The following is a 21269-nucleotide window of genomic DNA, read 5'->3' as shown; positions in this document are numbered from 1 at the left end:
CCAGTTCATGCGGGATAATATAATTCTAAAAGACTATGTATTATTGTTCTTCATAAATCTTCTATTAAATAATAAGCCTTTATTACTATTTTGTCCAACCGTTTTTCGACATAATTTTAATTATTTCGACACAAAATTTAGTCGGTTCCGACTAACATTTGAGCCAAACAGACAGAAACGTTTTTAAATCAATATTATATTTGCTAAAACTCATTTTAGGCCATTTACACTTCAAAGATTACATAATTGAAGAACGCAAAACAACAACCTTTATTCAATGTAGAATTATTTTCTATTTTCATTTTTTACATACAAGAAAAAGATCACATTATTGTGATCTTTAAGGTTTTTTTAAATGATTAAAAGTTAATATAATTCTGTGGATCGACTGCGTTGGATTTTGAAGCATTCCAAGGTCCCTTGTGCATTTCAAAGTGTAAGTGTTTTCCGAATGAATTACCTGTATTACCCATATAGCCAATTCTTGTTCCTTTGCTTACTGTTTGACCTTCACTTACTGAGCGAGATTCCATATGCGCATAGACAGTCGTATAGATTTGTCCATCGATATTATGTGTAATGAAAACCACGTTACCATAGCTACTAGAGTAATAGGAACGGAAAACAGTACCTGATGCAGCAGCAACAATTGGAACATTTGCAGCTCTGTTAGCAATATCAACACCAGCATGTAAAGCGTTCCAACGTGATCCAAAAGGAGAGGTAAATCTACCTTCTGTTGGTTTCATGAAGTTACCACTCGTTATAGCCGGAGCTTGCACATCTCCGCGCTTTCTTGCTTCTTCAAGCTCACGCTGTCTCTTTTCCCAGGCAGCAATTTCATTCCGGATAGCACGTTCTTGAGCAGCTAATAGTTCAGCCTCATCCTCAAGGTCTTCATATTGAGAGGTGGCTTCATCTTCCTCACGCTTTAATTGAGCCATGATTTTTGTCTTTTCATCCTGCTGTTCTTTTAGTTTAACCTTCATCCCCTCAAGAGATGTTAGCTGCGTTTCAAGATCTATTAGAAAATCAGTTACTTCGGTTTCTTTTTCCTCTTTTAATAGCTTGTCATCCTGGTGAGCTTTTATGATATCCTTATCAGCCTGCACAAAAGTTGATAAAGCGTTCAGTCGATCAATAAAATCACTAAAGCTTTGTGCACCAAAAAGTACATCTAAATAACTAATGACGCCTCCGCTTTCTTGGATAGAACGCATACGATCCTGTAAAAGAGCATCTCGTTTCTCAATTCTTTCGGCTACTTCAGCAATTTGCTTTTGTAGTGCTTCGATTTGTTTTCTAGTTTCTTCAATCTGTGCATCCTTTTCACGGATTCCAGCATTTGTTTCAGCTACAGCCATATCAATGCGTTTGATATCTTCTTTTACTTTATCTTGCTCAGATTGAAGCGAAGATATTTCAGCCTTGATCTCTCCCATATCAGCCTTGACATCAGAGCGCTTTTTCTGAAGGTTATTCTTTTGATTTTCAAGCTGTTGATTTTTGTCAACTGCCAAGGCGACATTAGTAGATGTACTTGATAGAAATGTACCGAATGCAACCATTGTTCCAATGCTTAAGATAAGTAATCTTCTTTTCATTAATCAGTTACTCCCCTTCTATTGATTCTATCGTAAGAAAGACTCGCTTCTTACTTACCAGGGCAACTAGGACAGTTTAGCATCGCCTATTTAGTAGCTTCCCTGAACTTATCATGGTAAAGAGATTTGAGGTTTGACAGTTTCATGAAGTTGATTTATACCATAAATCTATTAAACTTTTAAAAATTTACGAACAGACATTAAACTTCCCCAAACACCGATAATCGAACCAATAGCGACTAGAAGTAAAGCAACTTGGAATGCGAATGGTTGAAAAGGTAATAGTTTAAAAAATGTACCCTCTAACTTCGGTTGGACGATGTCTAAAAGATAGTTATATGAGCCAAGAATAATGGAAATTGGGATAATTGACCCTAGTATTCCAAGTAACAAGCCCTCGAGAAAAAACGGCCAACGAATGAAACCATTTGTTGCACCTACTAACTTCATAATCTCAATCTCGCTTCTTCTTGCTACAATTGTTATTTTTATAGTATTAGAGATTAAGAACATTGCTGTGAATACTAAACCTACGATTAGGGCTAGTCCAACATTACGAGAGATCTCTACAGCTTTGAACATCTTTTCAATTTCACCTTGTCCATATTTAACAGATGCAGCATTATTAAAACCTTCGATTCGAGTAGCTACTGTTGAAATGTCAGTTGGATTTGCTGTTTTTACAATAAAGACATCACGCAATGGATTGCTTTGCTCAAACAATTCAAAGATTGAGCCTTCTTCACCTAAGCTTTTTATTAAGTTATCAAGCTCTTGTTCTTTAGATGAAAAAACAACCTCAGATACTTGTGAAATACCTTCGATTTGTTTTTGCAAGGCGGCTTGGTCTTCTTGTGTAGCCGTGAGTTCAATATGAACTCTGATTCGTACATCCTCTTCAATCGAAGTGGCCATACTATTTAAATTCATCATAATGACTATAAAAATACCTACTAGTAAAAGTGTGACAGTTACAGCACTAACAGATGCAAAGGTCATCCAACTGTTACGGCTTAAGTTCTTAAAACTTTCACGAATATGCCGAAGTAAGGTTCTAAACTTCATAACCGTAATCACCCCTTACTTCGTCTCTCGCTATTTTTCCGCTTTCAATCGCAATAACACGTTTTTTTATTGTGTTTACAATTTCACGGTTATGCGTAGCCATTACAATTGTTGTCCCACGATTATTTATTTCTTCAAAAATTTTCATTATATCCCAAGAAGTCTCGGGATCAAGGTTACCTGTCGGTTCATCGGCAATCATAACACCTGGTGCATTTACGATTGAGCGTGCGATTGAAACCCGTTGTTGCTCTCCACCTGACAGCTCGTCTGGTAAAAATCTAGCTTTATGCTTTAACTTGACAAGGTCCAATACATCTAAAACGCGCTTTTTGATATATTTAGGATTTTCCTCGATGACCTCTAAGGCAAAGGCAACATTTTCATATACTGTTAGCTTCGGTAATAATTTAAAATCTTGGAAAACGACTCCAATGTTTCTACGTAAATACGGAACCTTTTTTTCTTTTAACTTAGCAAGATTTATACCGTTAATAATGATAGCCCCTTTTGTTGGCTTTTCTTCACGGTACATCATCTTAATAAACGTTGACTTTCCGGCTCCACTAGGGCCAACAACATAGACGAATTCGCCTTGCTTTATTTTTACATTTATACCATTAACGGCAAGAACGCCATTTGGATACTTTTTATAAACATCCTGCATTTCTATCATTTCAATCACCTGATTGTATTTTATAGTTGTGTTGAAGTTTTATATAATACGACATTTTCTTTATGAATTTGCCATAAAATACGTAAATACTATTATTTTCTACATAATCTGTTCTATTATTCTACCTTTTTCATTATACCATCAAAATTCGTCAAAATCAGACTTAAATTATTACATTTTCATTTCATAGCTATTTCATGGTATTAGATACTACCGATGAGTATATTTGATCTATATTAAGCAGTTTGAGCGGGACGCCCGGAGATGACATCAAAACTAGGTATTTTCTTATCTCAAAAAAAAGGCCCCTGTCAACATATGACAGAAAGCCCTTTGATTTAACACCGTGTATTATTTTTTAGCAGCCAACCACTCTGCAACAGCAGTTGCCTCTTCACCTTTAATAATACCGCCTTGCATGATTCCTTTACCTTGATCAATGATTCCTTCAATTTCTTCTTGTGAGTATTTCGAGCCAACTGCACGTAAATCAGGGCCTACTCCCCCACTAAGATCTTGACCGTGACAACCAATACAGCTTTGTTGATAGATTTCTTCAGCGTTTGCAGTAGTTGTTTCTCCTGCTCCACCAGTAGTATCTGCTGGTTCTGTTGGCTCTGCTGTTTCATCGCCCCCACCGCCACATGCTGCAAGCACTAACGATGTTCCAACTAGCATTGCTAGTAACTTCTTCTTCATTGTATACTCCCCCTAGAGTAATATTAACCAGACACAGGCTTATTATAGCCAATTTAAACTCTTTTAAAACCTTTTCCTACTACTTCAGAGGCATCCATAACAACTACAAATGCAGACGCATCGATGCTTTTAACTAATTGCTTCAATTTGAAGAATTCTGTCTGATCGACGACGCACATTAATATAGGACGCTCATCATCTGTGTATCCACCTACAGCAGATAATCTCGTCACACCTCTATCAATTTTTCGTAAGATTACTTGACTAATTTCATCCTGCTTATTTGTAATAATAATGGCCATTTTTGAATAACCAAAGCCCACTTGTACCAGATCAATTGTTTTACTAGTCACAAATAAACCGATAAGAGCATATAAGCCACCTTCAAGATCAAACACAAACGCTGCAGCTACCACAATCATTCCATCTATAATCGCCACACATGTACCGAGTGAAAGGCCTGTAAACTTATGAACTATTTGTGCAGCAAGGTCTGTTCCACCTGTTGAAGCATTACCTCTAAACGCTAGCCCTAAACCAATTCCTACGCCAACCCCACCGAAAAGAGCACCAAGCAATGGGTCAAGCGTTGCTGGCTCCATATTTCTGGTCAAATAAACGACAAATGGTAGAAAAAGTGTTCCGATTAAGGTTTTTATACCATAAAGTCTACCCAAAAGAATAACACCTGCGGTAAAAAGAGGAATATTAAAGGCCCATTGAACATACGCGGGCTCCCAGCCAAATAGCGTGACGAAAATTGTACTTATCCCACTTACCCCGCCAGAAGCTACTTTATTTGGTAATAGAAATAAATTAAAAGCAATCGCGACAATTGCCGAACCAAGCAGTATGTATAGATATTCTTGTAAGAGCTCTCGCTTTGGATTGTATTGATCGTTTCTCCGTTTTTGCTTGATTGTCATCATCATGTTTTGATCCCCCAACTACCACGGTTTGACATTGTTTCACACAACCTTTGAGAGTATAGCACGGGTTCAAACCTCTGTAAACGCCAGTGTAATAACGTGGTAAAGCGACAAAATAATGCAGAATTTGAGATTGGGTATGGAAGTTTATTATGGGTAGTTTGCTGTAACTTCAGAGAGAATATACCGTAGAGAGTTCGACATCTTCCAGGAAGGTGTCGAATGACAAGGAAGGTGTCGAACCTATTCCATATATAAAGCCCAAGATATCAGGTGTGCACCTAGTATCTTGGGCTTTATTCATTATTCTTTCACTAATTGAATCAACTTTGTAGTAGCCTTGTCAGTATTTTGGATAAATGAGACAAGTTGGCCATTTTGTTGGTTATGGTTTTCTAGCGATGCTGAAATTTCCTCGAGTGAAGCTGTCGTTTCTTCGATAATGGCTGCAAATTCACTAACCGAGGTTTCAATTGATTTAGATGAAGTACCGATATTTGATGTAATCTCCTCAAATTGATCAACCGATATGTTTAGACCATTTACAGCCTTATCAATTGTAGAGAATGCATTCATTGTTTGTTTTGTTAAATCAACGCTTTCTTCCATTTTTTTCGCATTTTCTCCCATTTGACTTTGAGAGATTCTCGTACTTTCATTGACTTGAGAAAGATTTTTAGAAATACGATCTGCTGCATTTGATGTGACAGCTGAAAGCTTACGAATTTCGTCAGCTACTACTGCAAAGCCTTTTCCACTTTCTCCTGCACGTGCTGCTTCAATAGAAGCGTTTAGTGCTAGAAGGTTTGTTTGAGCTGCGATTTCCTGAATATTGTCAGTAAATCCAGTTGTTTCATTTATCTTTCCAACAAGATTATTCATTGTTTCAGACATGGTGTCTATCGATGCTTGAAATTCAGTAATTTTTAATAATAATGTTTCAATCGTTTCACTACCTACTTTAGAAGCTTCATTTGCTTCATCTGTTTGCATACTTAAGTTGCTAGCAGCATTAACAAGATGCACCACTGTTTGATTTAGGTTTTCAATTGATTCAGTAATCGTACTTGCTGCTTCATTCTGGGTTTGCATGCCAGATGAAATTTCCCCAACAGCAATACTCATTTCATTAAAGGAATGGAGTTGTTCTTCGCTTTGTGAACGTACCTTTGCAATATTTTCGCTAATCGTTTTTGTACCATTAACCAAATGTTCGCCATGCTCTTTCTGCTGATCAAAAAGCGATTGCGTTTGTTGCTGGAGTGCATCCATATCTCTTTGCATTTTTGAAGAAACTTGATTTAAAAAAATAAGCGTTAAAATGATAAGTGCAAAAAGCAAATAATAAATAACGATTGTTCTAAGATCAAAATTCAGTTCACCAGCAAATCTGTAGAAAAAGGCTGCACTAAGTAAAACACCAAAAAGAAGACTAGCATATAATGTTGATCGCTTATTATAAATCGCGACCGTAGTTAATAAATAAAATGGCAACAGAATCATTGTAATAGACTGACTGCCCACCATTATAAAATAAAGGACAATACTTAGACCTACTATAGCGAGATATGGAGTCTTAGTGATCCATATTTTTTTGTAATTAAGTAAAGATAATACTAATACAAAAATACTTCCACCAATAGCTATTGTTAATATCATAGCGAGCGGTTGCTTTATTGCTACATCTACTATTATTGCTAAGATAACTGAAATTAGTGTAACAATTGTTACGAGCTTATTCTTTCGTCCAATATCTAGTAGTTGTAGTTCTTTCATTCTATCTGCTGTTGTTCCTGACATATCCTTAACCTCCACCAGTCTGACTATTCTTTATTTTACAATATATTGATAGAAAAAGGAATATACTGTCGAAAATAGATACAATTACCACAAGATTCGTCGACACCTTCCACGAAGGTGTCGAATCTTGTCGATCAAAAAACCACCAACAACAATGTTGCCGATGGTATGGGTCGTTAATTTAATTTAGATCGAAGGTAAGCGTCTATAAACGGATCAAGTTCACCGTCCATTACACTTTGTGTGTTACCTACTTCAGTGTTTGTACGGTGGTCTTTCACTAGTGAATAGGGGTGGAATACGTAGGAACGAATTTGACTTCCCCAACCGATATCCTTTTGCTCACCACGAATTTCTGCAAGCTCTGCTTCTTGTTCTTCAATTCTCAATTGATACAGTTTCGCCTGTAACATTTTCATCGCTCTTTCACGGTTTTTAATCTGTGAACGCTCTGTTTGGCAGGTTACAACCGTGTTTGTTGGTAGATGTGTTATTCGTACAGCGGAATCGGTTGTATTGATATGTTGCCCACCCGCTCCACTAGCACGATACGTATCCACCTTCAAATCTTCGGTACGGATGTCAATATCGATTTCATCGTTAAATTCAGGCATGATTTCACATGAAACGAAGGATGTATGACGGCGGCCTGATGCGTCAAATGGAGAAATACGAACAAGACGATGTACGCCTTTTTCTGCTTTAAGGTAACCGTATGCATTATGTCCTTTAATTAACAAGGTAACACTTTTAATCCCTGCTTCATCACCAGGCAAATAATCGAGGGTCTCAACCTTAAATCCTTTTTTCTCTGCCCAACGAGTATACATCCGAAGGAGCATCGAACCCCAGTCCTGTGATTCAGTTCCACCAGCACCTGGATGCAACTCTAAAATAGCGTTATTTTTGTCATGTTCTCCGCTTAGTAGCAGCTGTAATTCAAAATCGTTAAGGTCCTTTGATAGACCTTTAATTTCACCTACTAATTCTGTAATCATATCTTCATCTGGCTCTTCTTTTAAAAGTTCATAGGTTAGCTCTAGGTTTTCATAGGTTTCATTTAATTCATTAAATTGAACGACCGATTCTTTTAAAACGTTAATTTCGTTAATGACAATTTGAGCAGCTTGTTGGCTATCCCAAAAGGTTGGGTTGGCCATTTGTTCTTCTAGTTCTGTAATCCGGGCTTGCTTTGCTTCAAGGTCAAAGAGACCCCCTAAAAGCTTCTAATCGTTTGATCATCTTATCAAGTTCTTGCTTAATTTCTACTAATTCCACTATGATCACCTCATCAAATGATGTTATACAATCTTAAAAGGTGAGAGAACTAAAACTCTCACCCCAGCTATTTATTGACCACAACATTGCTTATACTTTTTGCCACTACCACAGATACAAGGGTCATTCCGTCCTACATTCAGCGCTTTAACAACCGGCTTTTTCTTAGTTGTTTTTTGATCGCCTTCTTTAGGATGAACCGCTTGACCTTTTGCGACTTCTTGACGTTCTAGGTTATTTCGGATTTGAGCCTTCATGACATATTTTGCAACATCTTCTTCAATGGATGCAATCATGTTTTCAAACATAGCAAATCCTTCGAATTGATACTCGCGAAGTGGATCTGTTTGACCATAGGCACGAAGGTGGATCCCTTGTCGTAGTTGATCCATTGCATCAATATGATCCATCCACTTACTATCAACCGCACGAAGTACAACCACTCGTTCAAACTCACGCATTTGCTCAGAAGATAGTTCAGTTTCCTTTTCATCATAACGCTTCTTCACTTTATCTAGAATAAGCTCTGTAATCTCTTCTGGCTCTTTTCCTTTAATGTCTTGCTCTGTAACATCGCCTTCAAATAGAAGATTACCATTTACAAACTCGATAATCGGTTTGAAATCCCATTCTTCTGGATCATCCTCTTTAGCTGTGTGAAGGGCAACATTTTTGTCAATTGTAGACTTGATCATTCGTTCTACAACTTCACGTAAATTTTCAGAGTCGAGCACTTCAAAACGTTGTTTATAGATAACTTCACGTTGTTGACGGAGAACATCGTCATATTGTAACAGTTGCTTACGAGCATCAAAGTTGTTACCTTCAACTCGTTTTTGTGCAGACTCAACAGCTCTAGAGACCATTTTACTTTGGATCGGCTGTGTATCATCCATTCCTAGTCGTTCCATCATACCTCGCATATTATCAGAACCAAAACGACGCATTAATTCATCTTCCATTGAAAGATAGAACTGTGTGATACCTGGGTCACCTTGACGACCAGAACGTCCGCGTAGTTGGTTATCAATACGTCGGCTCTCATGTCGCTCTGTACCAATAACAGCAAGCCCGCCGGCTTCGATTACACCTTCACCAAGCTTGATATCCGTACCACGACCAGCCATATTTGTTGCGATTGTTACCGCACCATATTGACCAGCATTTTCAATAATTTCCGCTTCTCGTTCGTGGTTCTTCGCATTTAAAACATGGTGTTTAATTCCTTTTTTGGTTAGGTATTTTGCGATTAGCTCTGATGTTTCAATCGCTACAGTACCTACTAATACTGGCTGTCCCTTTGCATTTCGCTCGGCAATATCCTCGACGACTGCACGGAATTTACCATCGATTGATTTAAAAATCAAGTCAGCTCGGTCATCACGAGTAATCGGACGGTTTGTCGGAATGCTCACAACATACATATTGTAAATATTTCGGAATTCTTCTTCCTCAGTCTTCGCAGTACCAGTCATACCTGATAGTTTTTCATACATGCGGAAGTAGTTTTGGAATGTAATTGTCGCAAGTGTCATACTTTCGTTTTGGATTTCCAAGCCTTCTTTGGCTTCAATCGCTTGGTGTAGCCCTTCACTATAACGACGACCTTTCATCAGACGACCTGTGAATTGGTCAACAATGACAACTTGAGCATCTTCAACGACATAATCAACATCACGATGCATACTTGAATTTGCTTTTAACGCTTGGTTAATATGATGGATTAAGGCAACATGATTTATATCAAATAGATTCTCAATATTAAATGCTTTTTCAGCTTTATTAATACCATCTTCAGTTAATTGAACACCCTTTGATTTTTCATCATACGTAAAATCTTCTTCTTTAATGAGTGTGCGTACAAACGCATTTGCTTGAATGTACAATGATGCCGACTTTTGAGCAGACCCTGAAATAATCAACGGTGTCCGTGCTTCATCGATTAAAACGGAGTCAACCTCATCAATTACAGCATAATAAAGTGGACGCTGACACATTTGTTCCTTATAAAGCACCATGTTATCACGTAAGTAATCAAACCCAAATTCATTATTTGTACCATACGTAATATCAGCACGGTATGCTTCAATTTTTTCTTCACGCGATAAAGAGTTTAAGTTAAGACCAACTGATAACCCTAAAAATTCATATAGTTCGCCCATCTCTCTCGCATCACGGCTTGCAAGATATTCGTTTACAGTAATAACGTGAACACCTTTTCCAGTAAGTGCGTTTAAATATACAGGCATTGTTGATGTTAAGGTTTTACCTTCCCCTGTTTTCATCTCGGCAATATTACCTTCATGAAGGGCCGCTCCCCCCATGAGCTGTACAGGATATGGATGTAGTCCTAGCACACGTTTTGCAGCTTCACGAACAACGGCAAAAGCTTCAACTAAAAGGTCATCAAGCTGTTCACCTTTTTCATAACGCCCTTTAAATTCAGCTGTTTTTAAAGGGAAATCTTGATCTGACAGCTTTTCCATATCAGGCCGTAACGCTTCAATTTTCGTTGCAAGAGCCTCTAGTTTTTTAAGGCTTCGCTTATTAGGATCGAATACTTTATTTAAAATTCCAAGCATCACGAACGCTCCTCTATTTTCATTTAGATTAGAAAAAATATATGTATGTAGTATACGCTTCTCAAAATTCGAGAGTAACGTAGGATTAAAAAAGAATTCAATTTTAATATTAACATTAATAGGGAATCGTAACAAGATTTTAGAGGAAACGATAAACTTAAAAGAATAGTGGAGGTCTTTGTACAAAGGAGTATTTGGTGAAAGATGTCATTAAACAGATAAAGGTGTAGCCGATATGACTACACCCTGAAATGAATTAGTTTGGCTCAATAATACCGTATTTTCCATCACGGCGTTTATAAACTACGTTTGTATTATTTGTGCTAGCATTTGTAAAGACGAAGAAATTATGTCCTAGCATATTCATTTGCAGAATCGCTTCTTCACTATCCATCGGCTTTAAGTTAAAACGCTTATTACGTACTAATTCAAAATCTTCATCTTCTGCATCTTGAACGGCAACTCTCGCTTCTCCATTTGCCTCAAAGAAAGCACGAGTGCCAGCTGGATCACGGTATTTACGATTTACCTTTGTTTTATGTTTACGAATTTGACGCTCGAGCTTATCAACAACGAGGTCAATCGCTGCATACATATCTTCATGAGATTCCTCGGCACGTAAAACCAATTGTGTCATCGGAATCGTCACTTCTATTTTAGATTGCTTGTCACTATAGACTTTTAAATTAACATGAACATTTGAATCAGGAGTGCCATCAAAGTATCGTTCCAACTTACCTAACTTCTTCTCAACATACTCTCGTAATGCTGGAGTTAACTCAATGTTTTCACCGCGTACGTTGTAATTCATCATAAATGAACTCCTCCTTTTAAATCGAAACACTTCGGTTTACATTGCACTAACTGTTAGTGCATAGCCTGTTCGAGGTCAACTTATGTACTTTGCCGCTGACCTAACTTGTTATTCACAACAAGTTCATCTTAAATGAGGCTATGTTACTATAATTCTACATTACCCTCTCTGAATCCTGCTTAAACCTAAAATACTTTGTGAATATTTCGTGAATTCCAAGACAATGTTGAAGTGAATTAATATATGCCTTGGAATTAGCGGATATGACTGTTTCGGGAATATTAGTAATCCCAATGGGACTTAGTAGAATTATATCTACCTCTTACTTATAGTTTACCCTATTAAAAAGGTGCAAAAACGTGTTTCTTGTGACAGTCCTGTTACATCAAGGTGGATATTTTTCGACACCTTCCGAAAAAAAGATAATTCGACACCTTCCATGAAGGTGTCGAATTATACCAAAATAAAAGGTGCCTAACAAGGTTATCCCTTCACTCGGCACCTTTCAGCCTACAGCTTCCGTACTTCTTCTTCTGATAACTCTGTCAATTTTACGATCATTTCAATTGTAAACCCCGCATTCAACATACTCTTTGCGATTTTGCGTTGTTCTCTTACAAGGCCTTCTTTTCTTCCTTCTTCTCTTCCTTCCTCTCTTCCTTCTTCTCTCACTAACTTTTCTAATTCACCAAAAGTAGGTGGCAAGTTTTTTCTATCTAAGTACCACATCTCCTTTTCCTCCTTTGTTAAAATGATTTCATTTCGTAGCTTTACTGTCAGGTCTTTAGGTATTTGTAGTAAGTAAACAATGAAGTAAATGAGTGTAGTTATAAAGATGCGTTGTTCTTCTCGTGGATGATCATTTTTTTGCCTCAGATAATTCGACACCTTCCATGAAGGTGTCGAATTATACCAATAATAAAAGGTGCCTAACAAGGTTATCCCTTCACTCGGCACCTTTCAGCCTACAGCTTCCGTACTTCTTCTTCTGATAACTCTGTCAATTTTACGATCGTTTCAATTGTAAACCCCGCATTCAACATACTCTTTGCGATTTTGCGTTGTTCTCTTACAAGGCCTTCTTTTCTTCCTTCCTCTCTTCCTTCCTCTCTCACTATCTTTTCTAATTCACCAAAAGTGGGTGGCAAGTTTTTTCTATCTAAGTACCACATCTCTTTTTCCTCCTTTGTTAAAATGATTTCATTTCGTAGCTTTACTGTCAGCTCTTTAGGTATTTGTAGTAAGTAATCAATGAAGTAAATGAGTGTAGTTATAAAGATGCGTTGTTCTTCTCGTGGATGATCATTTTTTTGTAAAATTAACTGGATTAATTTTCGTTTGAAGCGGTAACGCTTTTCATCATCATTTTTTGCCTCGTTGGCATATTTGCCCGCTAGGACTGCGATCGCAAATGGGTTGTTAGAAAGTAAAAGTTGTTCTTCATTCTGATCATTAAATTTGTACACATTATATTCATAGGTTATCTCTGTGCCGAATGAAGATCGACGGTAGTTGCTAGGACGAAAATGCTTTGAGGCATCGGTTAACAATGCAATCGCTACTATGTCTCTATCATACATATCAAATATCCGGTAGTAATAACGAAACATTCTTTTTGAAAACGATGGATCAGGATCTCCCTGTACTTCGATATGAATCAACATCCACTTTTCCTCACCACTCTTTAGAAATACCTTCACAAGTTGATCAGCAACTTGTTTACCTTTCTTTTCTTTGATGATCTCTTGAAAGAGCTCCTGTTGCAAAAACTCGGGTTCTATTAAAAAGTCAATTTCTTCATATAATTCAGCGGCAAAGAATAACACAAACTCTTCAAACAACTCAAATATTAGTTTTTTCCAAAGCCCATCATAATCAATCATACCGTATTCACTAGGTCTTTCTAACACCATGTTTTTTACCATTATTTTACCACATCCTTTAGCTATTTTATACTTTTATTATATCACATAAAAGAAACGTATGTTCTGTTATTTTAAAACAATACAAAAAAAAGCTCCCACAATTGAGTAGGAGCTTTTTTTCATTGATTTGTATATTTTTCTAGTGACTTTTGCATTAAAAGCTTCCATGCTTGGAAAGCTGGAAAAATATTGGTTTTGATCAATTGTTGCTTCAGTGTCTGGTCTTCGAACTGAATTTCTAGTTTTTCTACTTCCTTGATAACAGCCTCGAATTTTAGGATATCAGTAACAAGTGCTTTCTCTTCCCTAAAAAGAGATACTAGATTTTCATTTGTGTTTCTAATTTGTGACAGTGCAGAAAAAATATCTGCCAAAACCTGATCTCCTTGTGTACGCTCGTAGTTTTCAAAGCTTTCCACAACATACTCAAACGCTTCTTCTACAGTGTGCAAAAGTGAGTTATATCTATCGACCATTTCAAATTGAGCTTCACTTAGTTGCATCATGGTTTCACCTATTTTCTTTTGTCAAAAAACACCCCATCTAGAGATACAGACTCATAAGGGTTTGTATACTTATTGGTAGATGTTTTTGTCTTTTTTAGTTGGTTTATATCAAGTTGAATATCTTGTTTCATAAAAGCTAGTTTTTCATCAATAACTTTATTTAGTTTTACTACCTCCGCTCCCAACAGCTTTTCGTCAGAAGTGTATGGAGGCTTGACTTGATTGATTAGCTTTTGTCTAGATTCTAATAGTTCTTCTATCTTTGAGATAATAGTCTCTCTATGATCATTTTTGCTAGATTCTTGTAAAAGATCATAAAGTTCTTTTGAAGCAAGATAAAGAGTTTTCACCGCACTCACTATGCTTGTCCACCTTGTGTATGTTGCTGTTGTCGGTTAATTTGCACAACTTCCTTCCAGGTATCACGGAATTCAGTTAGATAACCCTCAACCTCAGTTAATATCTCTAAATCATTCTTAATATTAACTTCCATAAGCTGACGATTAATATAATCGTACATTACCATTAAATTTTTTGACACTTCTTGGTCCATGTTTAACGTCACCATTAATTCGCGGATGATGTTTTGTGCTTTCAGTAGATTAGTATTTTTGACTTCTATATTTTTATCTTCTATCGCTTTTCGAGCAAGTTTCATAAATTTTAAACATCCGTTATAAAGCATTAATGTTAGCTCACCAGGTGAAGCTGTTGTCACTGAATTTGTTTGATAGGATGCATATGGGTTGGTAGTTGCCATGTTGTTTCACTCCTTTTCTTATACTCCTCCGCCAAACTGCTGCATAATATACGATGCTTGTTGATTAGCTTGTTGTATTGCTTTTTCCATTGCAGTGAATTGGCGATAATAGCGATCTTCTACTTGGATGAGACGACGTTCATAAGATGAAACGCGATTATCAACATCGTCTAACTCGCGGCCAAGAGTAAATTGGTTATTAACTCTAAATTGATTACCTGCCTTTTTCACAACGTCATCAATTGTAGACTTAATTGTATCGCGCATGCGTCGAGCAATACCGCGTCTATCTGTTTCCTTTTCATCTGCTCCACTCATAAACAACTTATAAATAGCATTTGGGTCTGTTTCAATTGCTTTTCGTAACCGTTGCTCACCTGTTAGCCTATCAGTCCCTGTTACATTTGGGTCAAGAACTAATTTCCCCCCGTCACGATAGTTTTTCGAAGTAACAATTCCTATCTCCGATAAATTAGTAAAAATACCGATATCCGGTGCATCGACCCTACTAAAATTTGCCTGACGGAGCTGGTTTATACCCTTTGAAAAAATACTATCATTACGTAAAATCCCACTTTTTGCTTTCTCTTCCCAAAGTTCAATTTCTTTTTCTGAAAGGGCCTCGCGTTCTTCATTTGTTAATGGTTTATAACTACGGTAAACCTCTTCGTTTAACTTGCCATTAACTTTGTCAATGAGTTCATTGTATTTATCCATGAACTTAATGACTGAATCAAATACAGCATCTGTGTCAGTTGATGATGAAATCGTAATCGCTTCATCTATTGCTGTTTTATTGTGTAATGTATAGGTAATATTGTTAATCGTGAAGGTGTTCGAAGCTTTTTGTAATTGAAAGCCATCTATTTTAACGGTTGCATCTTCTCCATTATTCCTATAGGCAAGATCCGTTACAATTTCGCCAGATGTCGCAGCACCCGAGAATCCTAATGATTGCATAAAATCTGTTGTAGTTTCATCATTACTAACAATCGAAGCACCACTTCCCGTTAACTTGTTACTAAAAACAACACGTTCTTCATAAGTAGGAGGATCTACGGTGCCATCCACCAATATTGATTCCTTCATCGCAGAAACACCCAGATTTGAGCTATTAATTTTGCTGATAACAGAATCAATTGTATCTCCTTTTTTTAAGTCTACAGTGACAGAATTTCTCACCTCTCCACCTGGATCAGTAACTTGATAAGATAGCGTCAAATCTGTTCCAATTGTTTTTGATGCAAAATCCCATGTAGTAGTAGTTATATCTGCACCAGTATAGGCATAATTAATTGAACTATCTGACTGCCATGTTGTAGCCGTTGCTAAATTTCCTACTTCAACCCGAGTTGAGATATTGGTTGTACTTCCACTCGAAACAGCAGTTACCTTCGTTGAATCAGAACTAGTAACTATTTTAGCATTGAATGTTTTTGACATTCCAACCCCATCACGTAAAAATGTATCAAAGTTTTGTAACTCTGTATTAAGTTCACGGTATAGATCTCGCTGCCATTCAATAATTTGCTTTTTTTGGGACAGCTTGTCGACTTTCATACGCTCTACCTTCATGAGGTCTTTGACAATCGTATCGATATCCATACCACTTGCAAGTCCACTAATTCTCATTCCCATTTATAACACCGCCTTTAAATCTTCCTATCAACGACAAAACCTAGAAATTCTGTCATCGCTGCATACATATCTAATAACTTTTTTGATGGAATTTCTCTTATAACCTCTTTTGAAGTCTCATCTACAATTGTAACGTAGTACTCTTTTAATTTCTCATGAAGCTCAAACTTTAGCGATGTGTGTGTTGGTTGCAAGAAATCATTTAGTCCCTCTACCATTCCCTTTAGTTTTTCTTCTGAAATCTTTTCGTCATTTTCTCTCAATTTCATTCGAGGTATTTCATTGTTTGTCATTTTAATTTCATCGTTAACCTTATTTGTTTGAGCCCTTACTTTATCATTGTTGTATGTCAGTGTTGTGTTAGAAGGGATATGCTCTATAGACATAGTGTTTCCTCCTCGACTAACTTACCTTTACTAGTTTTATCGGTTGAATAGTGGAATTTGTTTAGAAAAGATAGAGAATAAATGCGAGGTTAATTGTAAAAATATTTCTTTATGAATTGAAAGAAACCCTATGTGTCAACCTTATACCTAACACCCGGACCACATCGTAAACGATGGAACCACACAGCGGCATCATCAGTAGCAGTAAGCTGGTAAAAATTAGGTAAACACGAGATCCGTCCCCGTGTTTCCAATACCTAACACCCGGACCACATCGTAAACGATGGAACCACACAGCGGCATCATCAGTAGCAGTAAGCCGGTAAAAATTAGGGAAACGCGAGATCCGTCCCCGTGTTTCTGGAGAATAAATGCGAGGTTAATTGTAAAAATATTTCTTTATGAATTGAAAGAAACCCTATGTGTCAACCTTATACCTAACACCCGGACCACATCGTAAACGATGGAACCACACAGCGGCATCATCAGTAGCGGTAAGCTGGTAAAAATTAGGGAAACGCGAGATCCGTCCCCGTGTCTCCCCGGCATCATCAGTAGCGGTAAGCTGGTAAAAATTAGGGCAACGCGAGATCCGTCCCCGTGTTTCATTCGAGGTATTTCATTGATTGTCATTTTAATTTCATCGTTAACCTTATTTGTTTGAGCCCTTACTTTATCATTGTTGTATGTCAGTGTTGTGTTAGAAGGTATATGCTCTATAGACATAGTGTTTCCTCCTCGACTAACTTACCTTTACTAGTTTTATCGGTTGAATAGTGGAATTTGTTTAGAAAAGATAGAGAATAAATGCGAGGTTAATTGTAAAAATATCTCTTTACGAATTGAAAGAAACCTTATGTGTCAACCTTATACCTAACACCCGGACCTCTTCGTAAACGATGGAACCACACAGCTGCATCATCAGTAGCAGTAAGCTGGTAAAAATTAGGTAAACACGAGATCCGTCCCCGTGTTTCTCTTTTGTGCAAATTCATATTTTTTGACGTATCATCATTATTGCTTTTCTCCCACCGCAATTGTGGAGTAAATTCCATTTTTCTAAAATTATTATCAAAATGCTTTAGATAACATAAAATTCCTCAATACAATGAAAAAGACCCTAGAAAAAATCTAGAGTCCATTTCATGTCATCTAAAATTAACGAAGAAGTTGTAGAACTCCTTGTGGTTGTTGGTTAGCTTGAGCCAACATTGCTTGTGCTGCTTGAGAAAGAATTGAATTCTTTGTTTGGTTCATCATTTCTTTCGCCATGTCTACGTCACGAATACGAGATTCCGCAGCAGTTAGATTTTCAGAAGATGTGTTTAAGTTATTTACTGTGTATTCTAAGCGGTTTTGGTATGCACCAAGTTTTGAACGCTCCGCTGAAACTGATTCAATAGCATTGTTAATTGAAGTAACCGCAGTGTCCGCAGCAGATTGAGAAGAAATATCAATGCCTGCTTTCGCTACTGCATCTCCAGTTTTTTCGTTACCAGCAAATGTTGCTGCAGTTGCTGCTACAGTTGAACGCTCAATGTCAATAGAGTCTGCACCAGCAGAAAGAGCAGTAGCATTACCTACATCGAATGAAAGACCATTGAAAGCTCCAGATGTAACAGAAACCTTTGTAGCAGTATCTGCTACTGTAACAGTTTGAGTATTTGAACCTCCATCACTAATAGTAATGATTGTTTCAGCTGAATTTGCCGCTGCACCTCCGCCTAAAGTAATGGTTCCAGCGTTCACAAAATCAGCTGCTGTAAAAGAGCCTGATTCACTAAGAGTTACACCCGATAAAGATGCATCTGCTCCTTGAATAAGAGATTCAAGAGCAGTTAAGTCAACAGGAGCACCAGTTCCACCGCCATCCCAGTCACCAGTAATTGTTACTGTATCAGTACCATTAAAAGATGCTGCTGCTGCTAAGTTATTATCTGCACCAAATACAATTTTCAAACCATTAAGTGCTGTACCGGCTGCACCTGCGTTAGCTGTAATTGTATTACCATTTACATCTAAAGTACCTGTAGCATTGGCACCAGTATTATCAACTGCATTAAATGTAATGTTTGCACCATCAACAATCGCTGCTCCTAAAGTATCTCCAAATTTCACATTTGAGATTTCAGAACCATTAGCAGTAGCAGTTATAGTAGTAGCATCTCTTGCAACTCCTAAAGAAGCAGCATCCATAGCTTTAATATTTAAAGTAATATTTTGACCTGAGTTTGCACCAATCTGGAATACAGCAGCTTTTTCACCACTATCACTAACAGCACCATTCAATAAAGATTTAGTATTGAACTCAGTGTTATTTGCAATACGAGTAATTTCTTCAGCTAATTGGTCAACCTCTTTTTGAAGCTCTCCTCGGTCAGCGTCTGTATTTGTATCATTGGCAGATTGAACTGCTAGTTCACGCATACGTTGAAGAATAGATTGAGTTTCATTTAATGCACCTTCAGCCGTTTGAATGAAAGAAATGCCATCTTGTGCATTTTTAGAACCCATTTCTAACCCACGAATTTGCCCACGCATTTTTTCAGAAATGGCTAGACCTGCTGCATCGTCCCCAGCTTTATTAATACGAAGCCCAGAAGATAGTTTCTCCATTGATTTAGATTGATTTGTTGTTGCAGTATTCAACTGACGATAAGTATTAAGCGCTGCAATATTAGAATTAATTCTCATTTTTATTTTCCTCCTTGAATGTTTGCTATGCCCACATCCTTGTGGTAGCAGTTGTTTTAGTGGTAGGTAGCAGGAGTAAAGTCGGCCGCCTTTAGTCGCTACTAGCTTTACATTGTTTATATCGACATGTTTTTACAAGTGTTTAATAGTTTTAGAGAATATTTTTTTATGTTTCTAAAAAATCTGTCGGAACCAGCACTTTATTGATAGATTATGACGTATCCATACGAAAAAACACCCCATCATTTGGAGTGCTTCATCTGTTCGCTTAGTTTTTGCAATAAATCAATCGATCCAATTGATGCTTTATTATTTTCTTCTTGTATTGAAAGGAATACTTCTTTACGATGAATATCAATATTCCTTGGTGCATTTATTCCAAGCTTGATTTGTTCACCATCTATTGACAGTACTGTAATCTCAATATCGTCACCAATTTTAATGGATTCATTTATTTTTCGAGATAGTACTAGCATTGTTTATACCTCCTGCCTTGTGGAGGTTTTCTTTGGAAACAGTTGGTGCTTTGTATGATAGGTTGGTTCTGTTAGTACAACTTGTTTCCCTGTTTGCTTTTTACCATTAATCACAACTGGCGCCTGTAGGTTTGCTGTTGAGTCTTCAAATGGGTCGTTCACCGTTAGAATCGTGTATACAATGACGTCTTTTTCTGATTCTATTGCTATATTTTCAACTACACTGCTAGGCAATTCAAAATCATATTCTTTAAAAAAGTGAAATGGATTAATGATTACAAATGCTAATTGTGGAGTTGTAATCGATTGTAATATAGAAAAAAAGTTATCGTCTGAAAATGGTAGAATCACAAATTGGGTCTCTTCATTAAATCCAGGAATTCCATTTTCAAAACGGATAATATCTTTCATCTCGACCGTTAGTTCATTATGGTATTTAGTAGCTATTTTCATGCCTTCACAACCTTCTACTTCAATTTCATCTACTTATTTTAACCTGATGTCTCCCAAATTACCAAGCCTTGACAAAAAGCCTATCTTTAATTAGATAGGCTATCTTAAAAAGTCCATTAATGATGGCTGTATTAAACGTGAACTAACACCAAGTGCTGCTTTATGGACATTTTCTTGTGTCATTAAATCTGTAATGACGCGTTCCATGTCTGCATCTTCATTATCCGATAGAATTTTGGATGCGATGACAACTTGTTGGTTAAGTCGAGATTCTACTAACTCTAACCGGTTATAACGTGCACCTAATTCGGAACGTTCAGCTGAAAGGTTATCGTTAAGTTTTTCAACCTGTCCTAATAGACTGTCCATATTGGCGGTATTGTCATTGTTAAGGTCATCTTGAATCTGTTGAAACATGTCAAATAGCTCTTGTGGAAACGTGTTTTTCGGATTAATATTTGCACTTAAATGGACACCACTTGAAACTTCAACTTGGAAGGGCTCTGTGTTTTGGTCCACTTCTGCTACCCCATCAGCGAAAGTAACAGGCGCTTCACCAATATTCGTTCCATTAAAAATGTATCTTCCAGCGATTTGCGTATTTGCAACTGAAATCATATCTTCTTTTAATTGTTCGATTTCTCTTGCAATCGCTTGGCGGTTTTCTTTATTGTTTGTATCACTATTCGCTTGAACAACCAGTTCTCTCGTCCGTTGGAGAATAGAGTTTGCTTGATCTAAGCCAGATTCTGAGTTATCCATCCACGTATAGACCTCTGAAAGATTACGCTGGAATTGTTCTACTTCAGTTAAATTTGTGCGGTAGAACATTCCTTTCATCGCAACAACTGGGTCGTCTGAGGGTCTACTAATTTTTTTGCCTGTTGATAATTGTTCTTGATACTGTGCTAACTTCTGATAGCTTTGAGATAAATTTCGTAAAGAACGATCAGAAAGCATACTTTGCGTTACTCGCATTGGTTA

General features: G+C 37.1%; 20 protein-coding genes. All 20 read right to left on the bottom strand.

What is annotated here, in order from left to right; all coding sequences use genetic code 11:
* Nucleotides 1-359 precede the first annotated feature (359 nt).
* Nucleotides 360-1604 (bottom strand): murein hydrolase activator EnvC family protein, encoded by a 1245-nt coding sequence (locus PY093_RS05135; protein ID WP_275644798.1) that lies wholly within the window; start codon nt 1602-1604, stop codon nt 360-362.
* Nucleotides 1605-1775: 171 nt separating this feature from the next.
* Nucleotides 1776-2669: a permease-like cell division protein FtsX gene (gene ftsX, locus PY093_RS05130; RefSeq protein WP_275644797.1), complete on the bottom strand. Its 894-nt coding sequence runs from the start codon at nt 2667-2669 to the stop codon at nt 1776-1778.
* Complete coding sequence (ftsE, locus tag PY093_RS05125) at nt 2659-3345, bottom strand: cell division ATP-binding protein FtsE (protein WP_275644796.1); 687 nt, start codon at nt 3343-3345, stop codon at nt 2659-2661. The genes ftsX and ftsE overlap by 11 nt, the downstream gene beginning before the upstream one ends.
* Nucleotides 3346-3696: 351 nt before the next feature.
* The gene (cccB, locus tag PY093_RS05120) at nt 3697-4044 is read right to left on the bottom strand and encodes a cytochrome c551 (RefSeq protein ID WP_275644795.1); all 348 of its coding nucleotides are present in this window, start codon (nt 4042-4044) and stop codon (nt 3697-3699) included.
* Between the two features lie 53 nt (nt 4045-4097).
* Nucleotides 4098-4970 (bottom strand): YitT family protein, encoded by an 873-nt coding sequence (locus tag PY093_RS05115; protein ID WP_275644818.1) that lies wholly within the window; start codon nt 4968-4970, stop codon nt 4098-4100.
* Nucleotides 4971-5276: 306 nt separating this feature from the next.
* A complete protein-coding gene (locus PY093_RS05110; protein WP_275644794.1) occupies nt 5277-6773 on the bottom strand; it encodes a methyl-accepting chemotaxis protein in 1497 nt (498 codons plus the stop codon).
* Nucleotides 6774-6949: 176 nt separating this feature from the next.
* Nucleotides 6950-8051, bottom strand: a protein-coding gene (gene prfB, locus PY093_RS05105) for a peptide chain release factor 2 (protein ID WP_275644793.1) whose coding sequence is annotated in 2 segments (ribosomal slippage) — nt 6950-7978 and nt 7980-8051 — 1101 coding nt in all. Because the reading frame shifts where the segments join, the coding sequence is not laid out codon by codon here.
* A gap of 71 nt (nt 8052-8122) precedes the next feature.
* Nucleotides 8123-10633, bottom strand: coding sequence for a preprotein translocase subunit SecA (secA, locus tag PY093_RS05100; RefSeq protein ID WP_275644792.1), 2511 nt, complete (start codon nt 10631-10633; stop codon nt 8123-8125).
* A gap of 256 nt (nt 10634-10889) precedes the next feature.
* Entirely contained in the window at nt 10890-11444 is a 555-nt protein-coding gene (hpf, locus tag PY093_RS05095; protein WP_275644817.1) for a ribosome hibernation-promoting factor, HPF/YfiA family, read from the bottom strand.
* A gap of 513 nt (nt 11445-11957) precedes the next feature.
* Nucleotides 11958-12176 (bottom strand): hypothetical protein, encoded by a 219-nt coding sequence (locus PY093_RS05090; protein WP_275644791.1) that lies wholly within the window; start codon nt 12174-12176, stop codon nt 11958-11960.
* A gap of 236 nt (nt 12177-12412) precedes the next feature.
* On the bottom strand, nt 12413-13372 hold the full coding sequence (locus tag PY093_RS05085) for an RpnC/YadD family protein (protein ID WP_275644790.1): 960 nt from the start codon (nt 13370-13372) through the stop codon (nt 12413-12415).
* Nucleotides 13373-13491: 119 nt separating this feature from the next.
* Nucleotides 13492-13878, bottom strand: a complete 387-nt coding sequence (locus PY093_RS05080) for a DUF8042 domain-containing protein (protein ID WP_275644789.1) — start codon at nt 13876-13878, stop codon at nt 13492-13494.
* Between the two features lie 8 nt (nt 13879-13886).
* Nucleotides 13887-14237 (bottom strand): flagellar protein FliT, encoded by a 351-nt coding sequence (fliT, locus tag PY093_RS05075; protein WP_275644788.1) that lies wholly within the window; start codon nt 14235-14237, stop codon nt 13887-13889.
* Complete coding sequence (fliS, locus tag PY093_RS05070; RefSeq protein ID WP_275644787.1) at nt 14237-14638, bottom strand: flagellar export chaperone FliS; 402 nt, start codon at nt 14636-14638, stop codon at nt 14237-14239. Before fliS ends, fliT begins: the two co-directional genes overlap by 1 nt.
* An 18-nt stretch (nt 14639-14656) precedes the next feature.
* A complete protein-coding gene (locus tag PY093_RS05065) occupies nt 14657-16276 on the bottom strand; it encodes a flagellar hook-associated protein 2 (protein WP_275644786.1) in 1620 nt (539 codons plus the stop codon).
* Nucleotides 16277-16290: 14 nt separating this feature from the next.
* Complete coding sequence (gene flaG, locus PY093_RS05060; protein WP_275644785.1) at nt 16291-16662, bottom strand: flagellar protein FlaG; 372 nt, start codon at nt 16660-16662, stop codon at nt 16291-16293.
* A gap of 1158 nt (nt 16663-17820) precedes the next feature.
* Entirely contained in the window at nt 17821-19356 is a 1536-nt protein-coding gene (locus PY093_RS05055; RefSeq protein ID WP_275644784.1) for a flagellin N-terminal helical domain-containing protein, read from the bottom strand.
* Nucleotides 19357-19598: 242 nt separating this feature from the next.
* On the bottom strand, nt 19599-19832 hold the full coding sequence (gene csrA / locus PY093_RS05050) for a carbon storage regulator CsrA (RefSeq protein WP_275644783.1): 234 nt from the start codon (nt 19830-19832) through the stop codon (nt 19599-19601).
* A 3-nt stretch (nt 19833-19835) separates the two neighbouring features.
* A complete protein-coding gene (gene fliW, locus PY093_RS05045; protein ID WP_275644782.1) occupies nt 19836-20285 on the bottom strand; it encodes a flagellar assembly protein FliW in 450 nt (149 codons plus the stop codon).
* A 99-nt stretch (nt 20286-20384) separates the two neighbouring features.
* Nucleotides 20385-21263: a flagellar hook-associated protein FlgL gene (flgL, locus tag PY093_RS05040; protein WP_275644781.1), complete on the bottom strand. Its 879-nt coding sequence runs from the start codon at nt 21261-21263 to the stop codon at nt 20385-20387.
* Nucleotides 21264-21269 lie beyond the last annotated feature (6 nt).

The organism is Cytobacillus sp. S13-E01 (assembly GCF_029193815.1).
In the GTDB taxonomy this organism is placed as follows: Bacteria; Bacillota; Bacilli; order Bacillales; family Bacillaceae_L; genus Bacillus_BV.
Note: the sequence above shows the minus strand (reverse complement) of the source record. Positions and strands in the feature narration are given on the sequence as shown.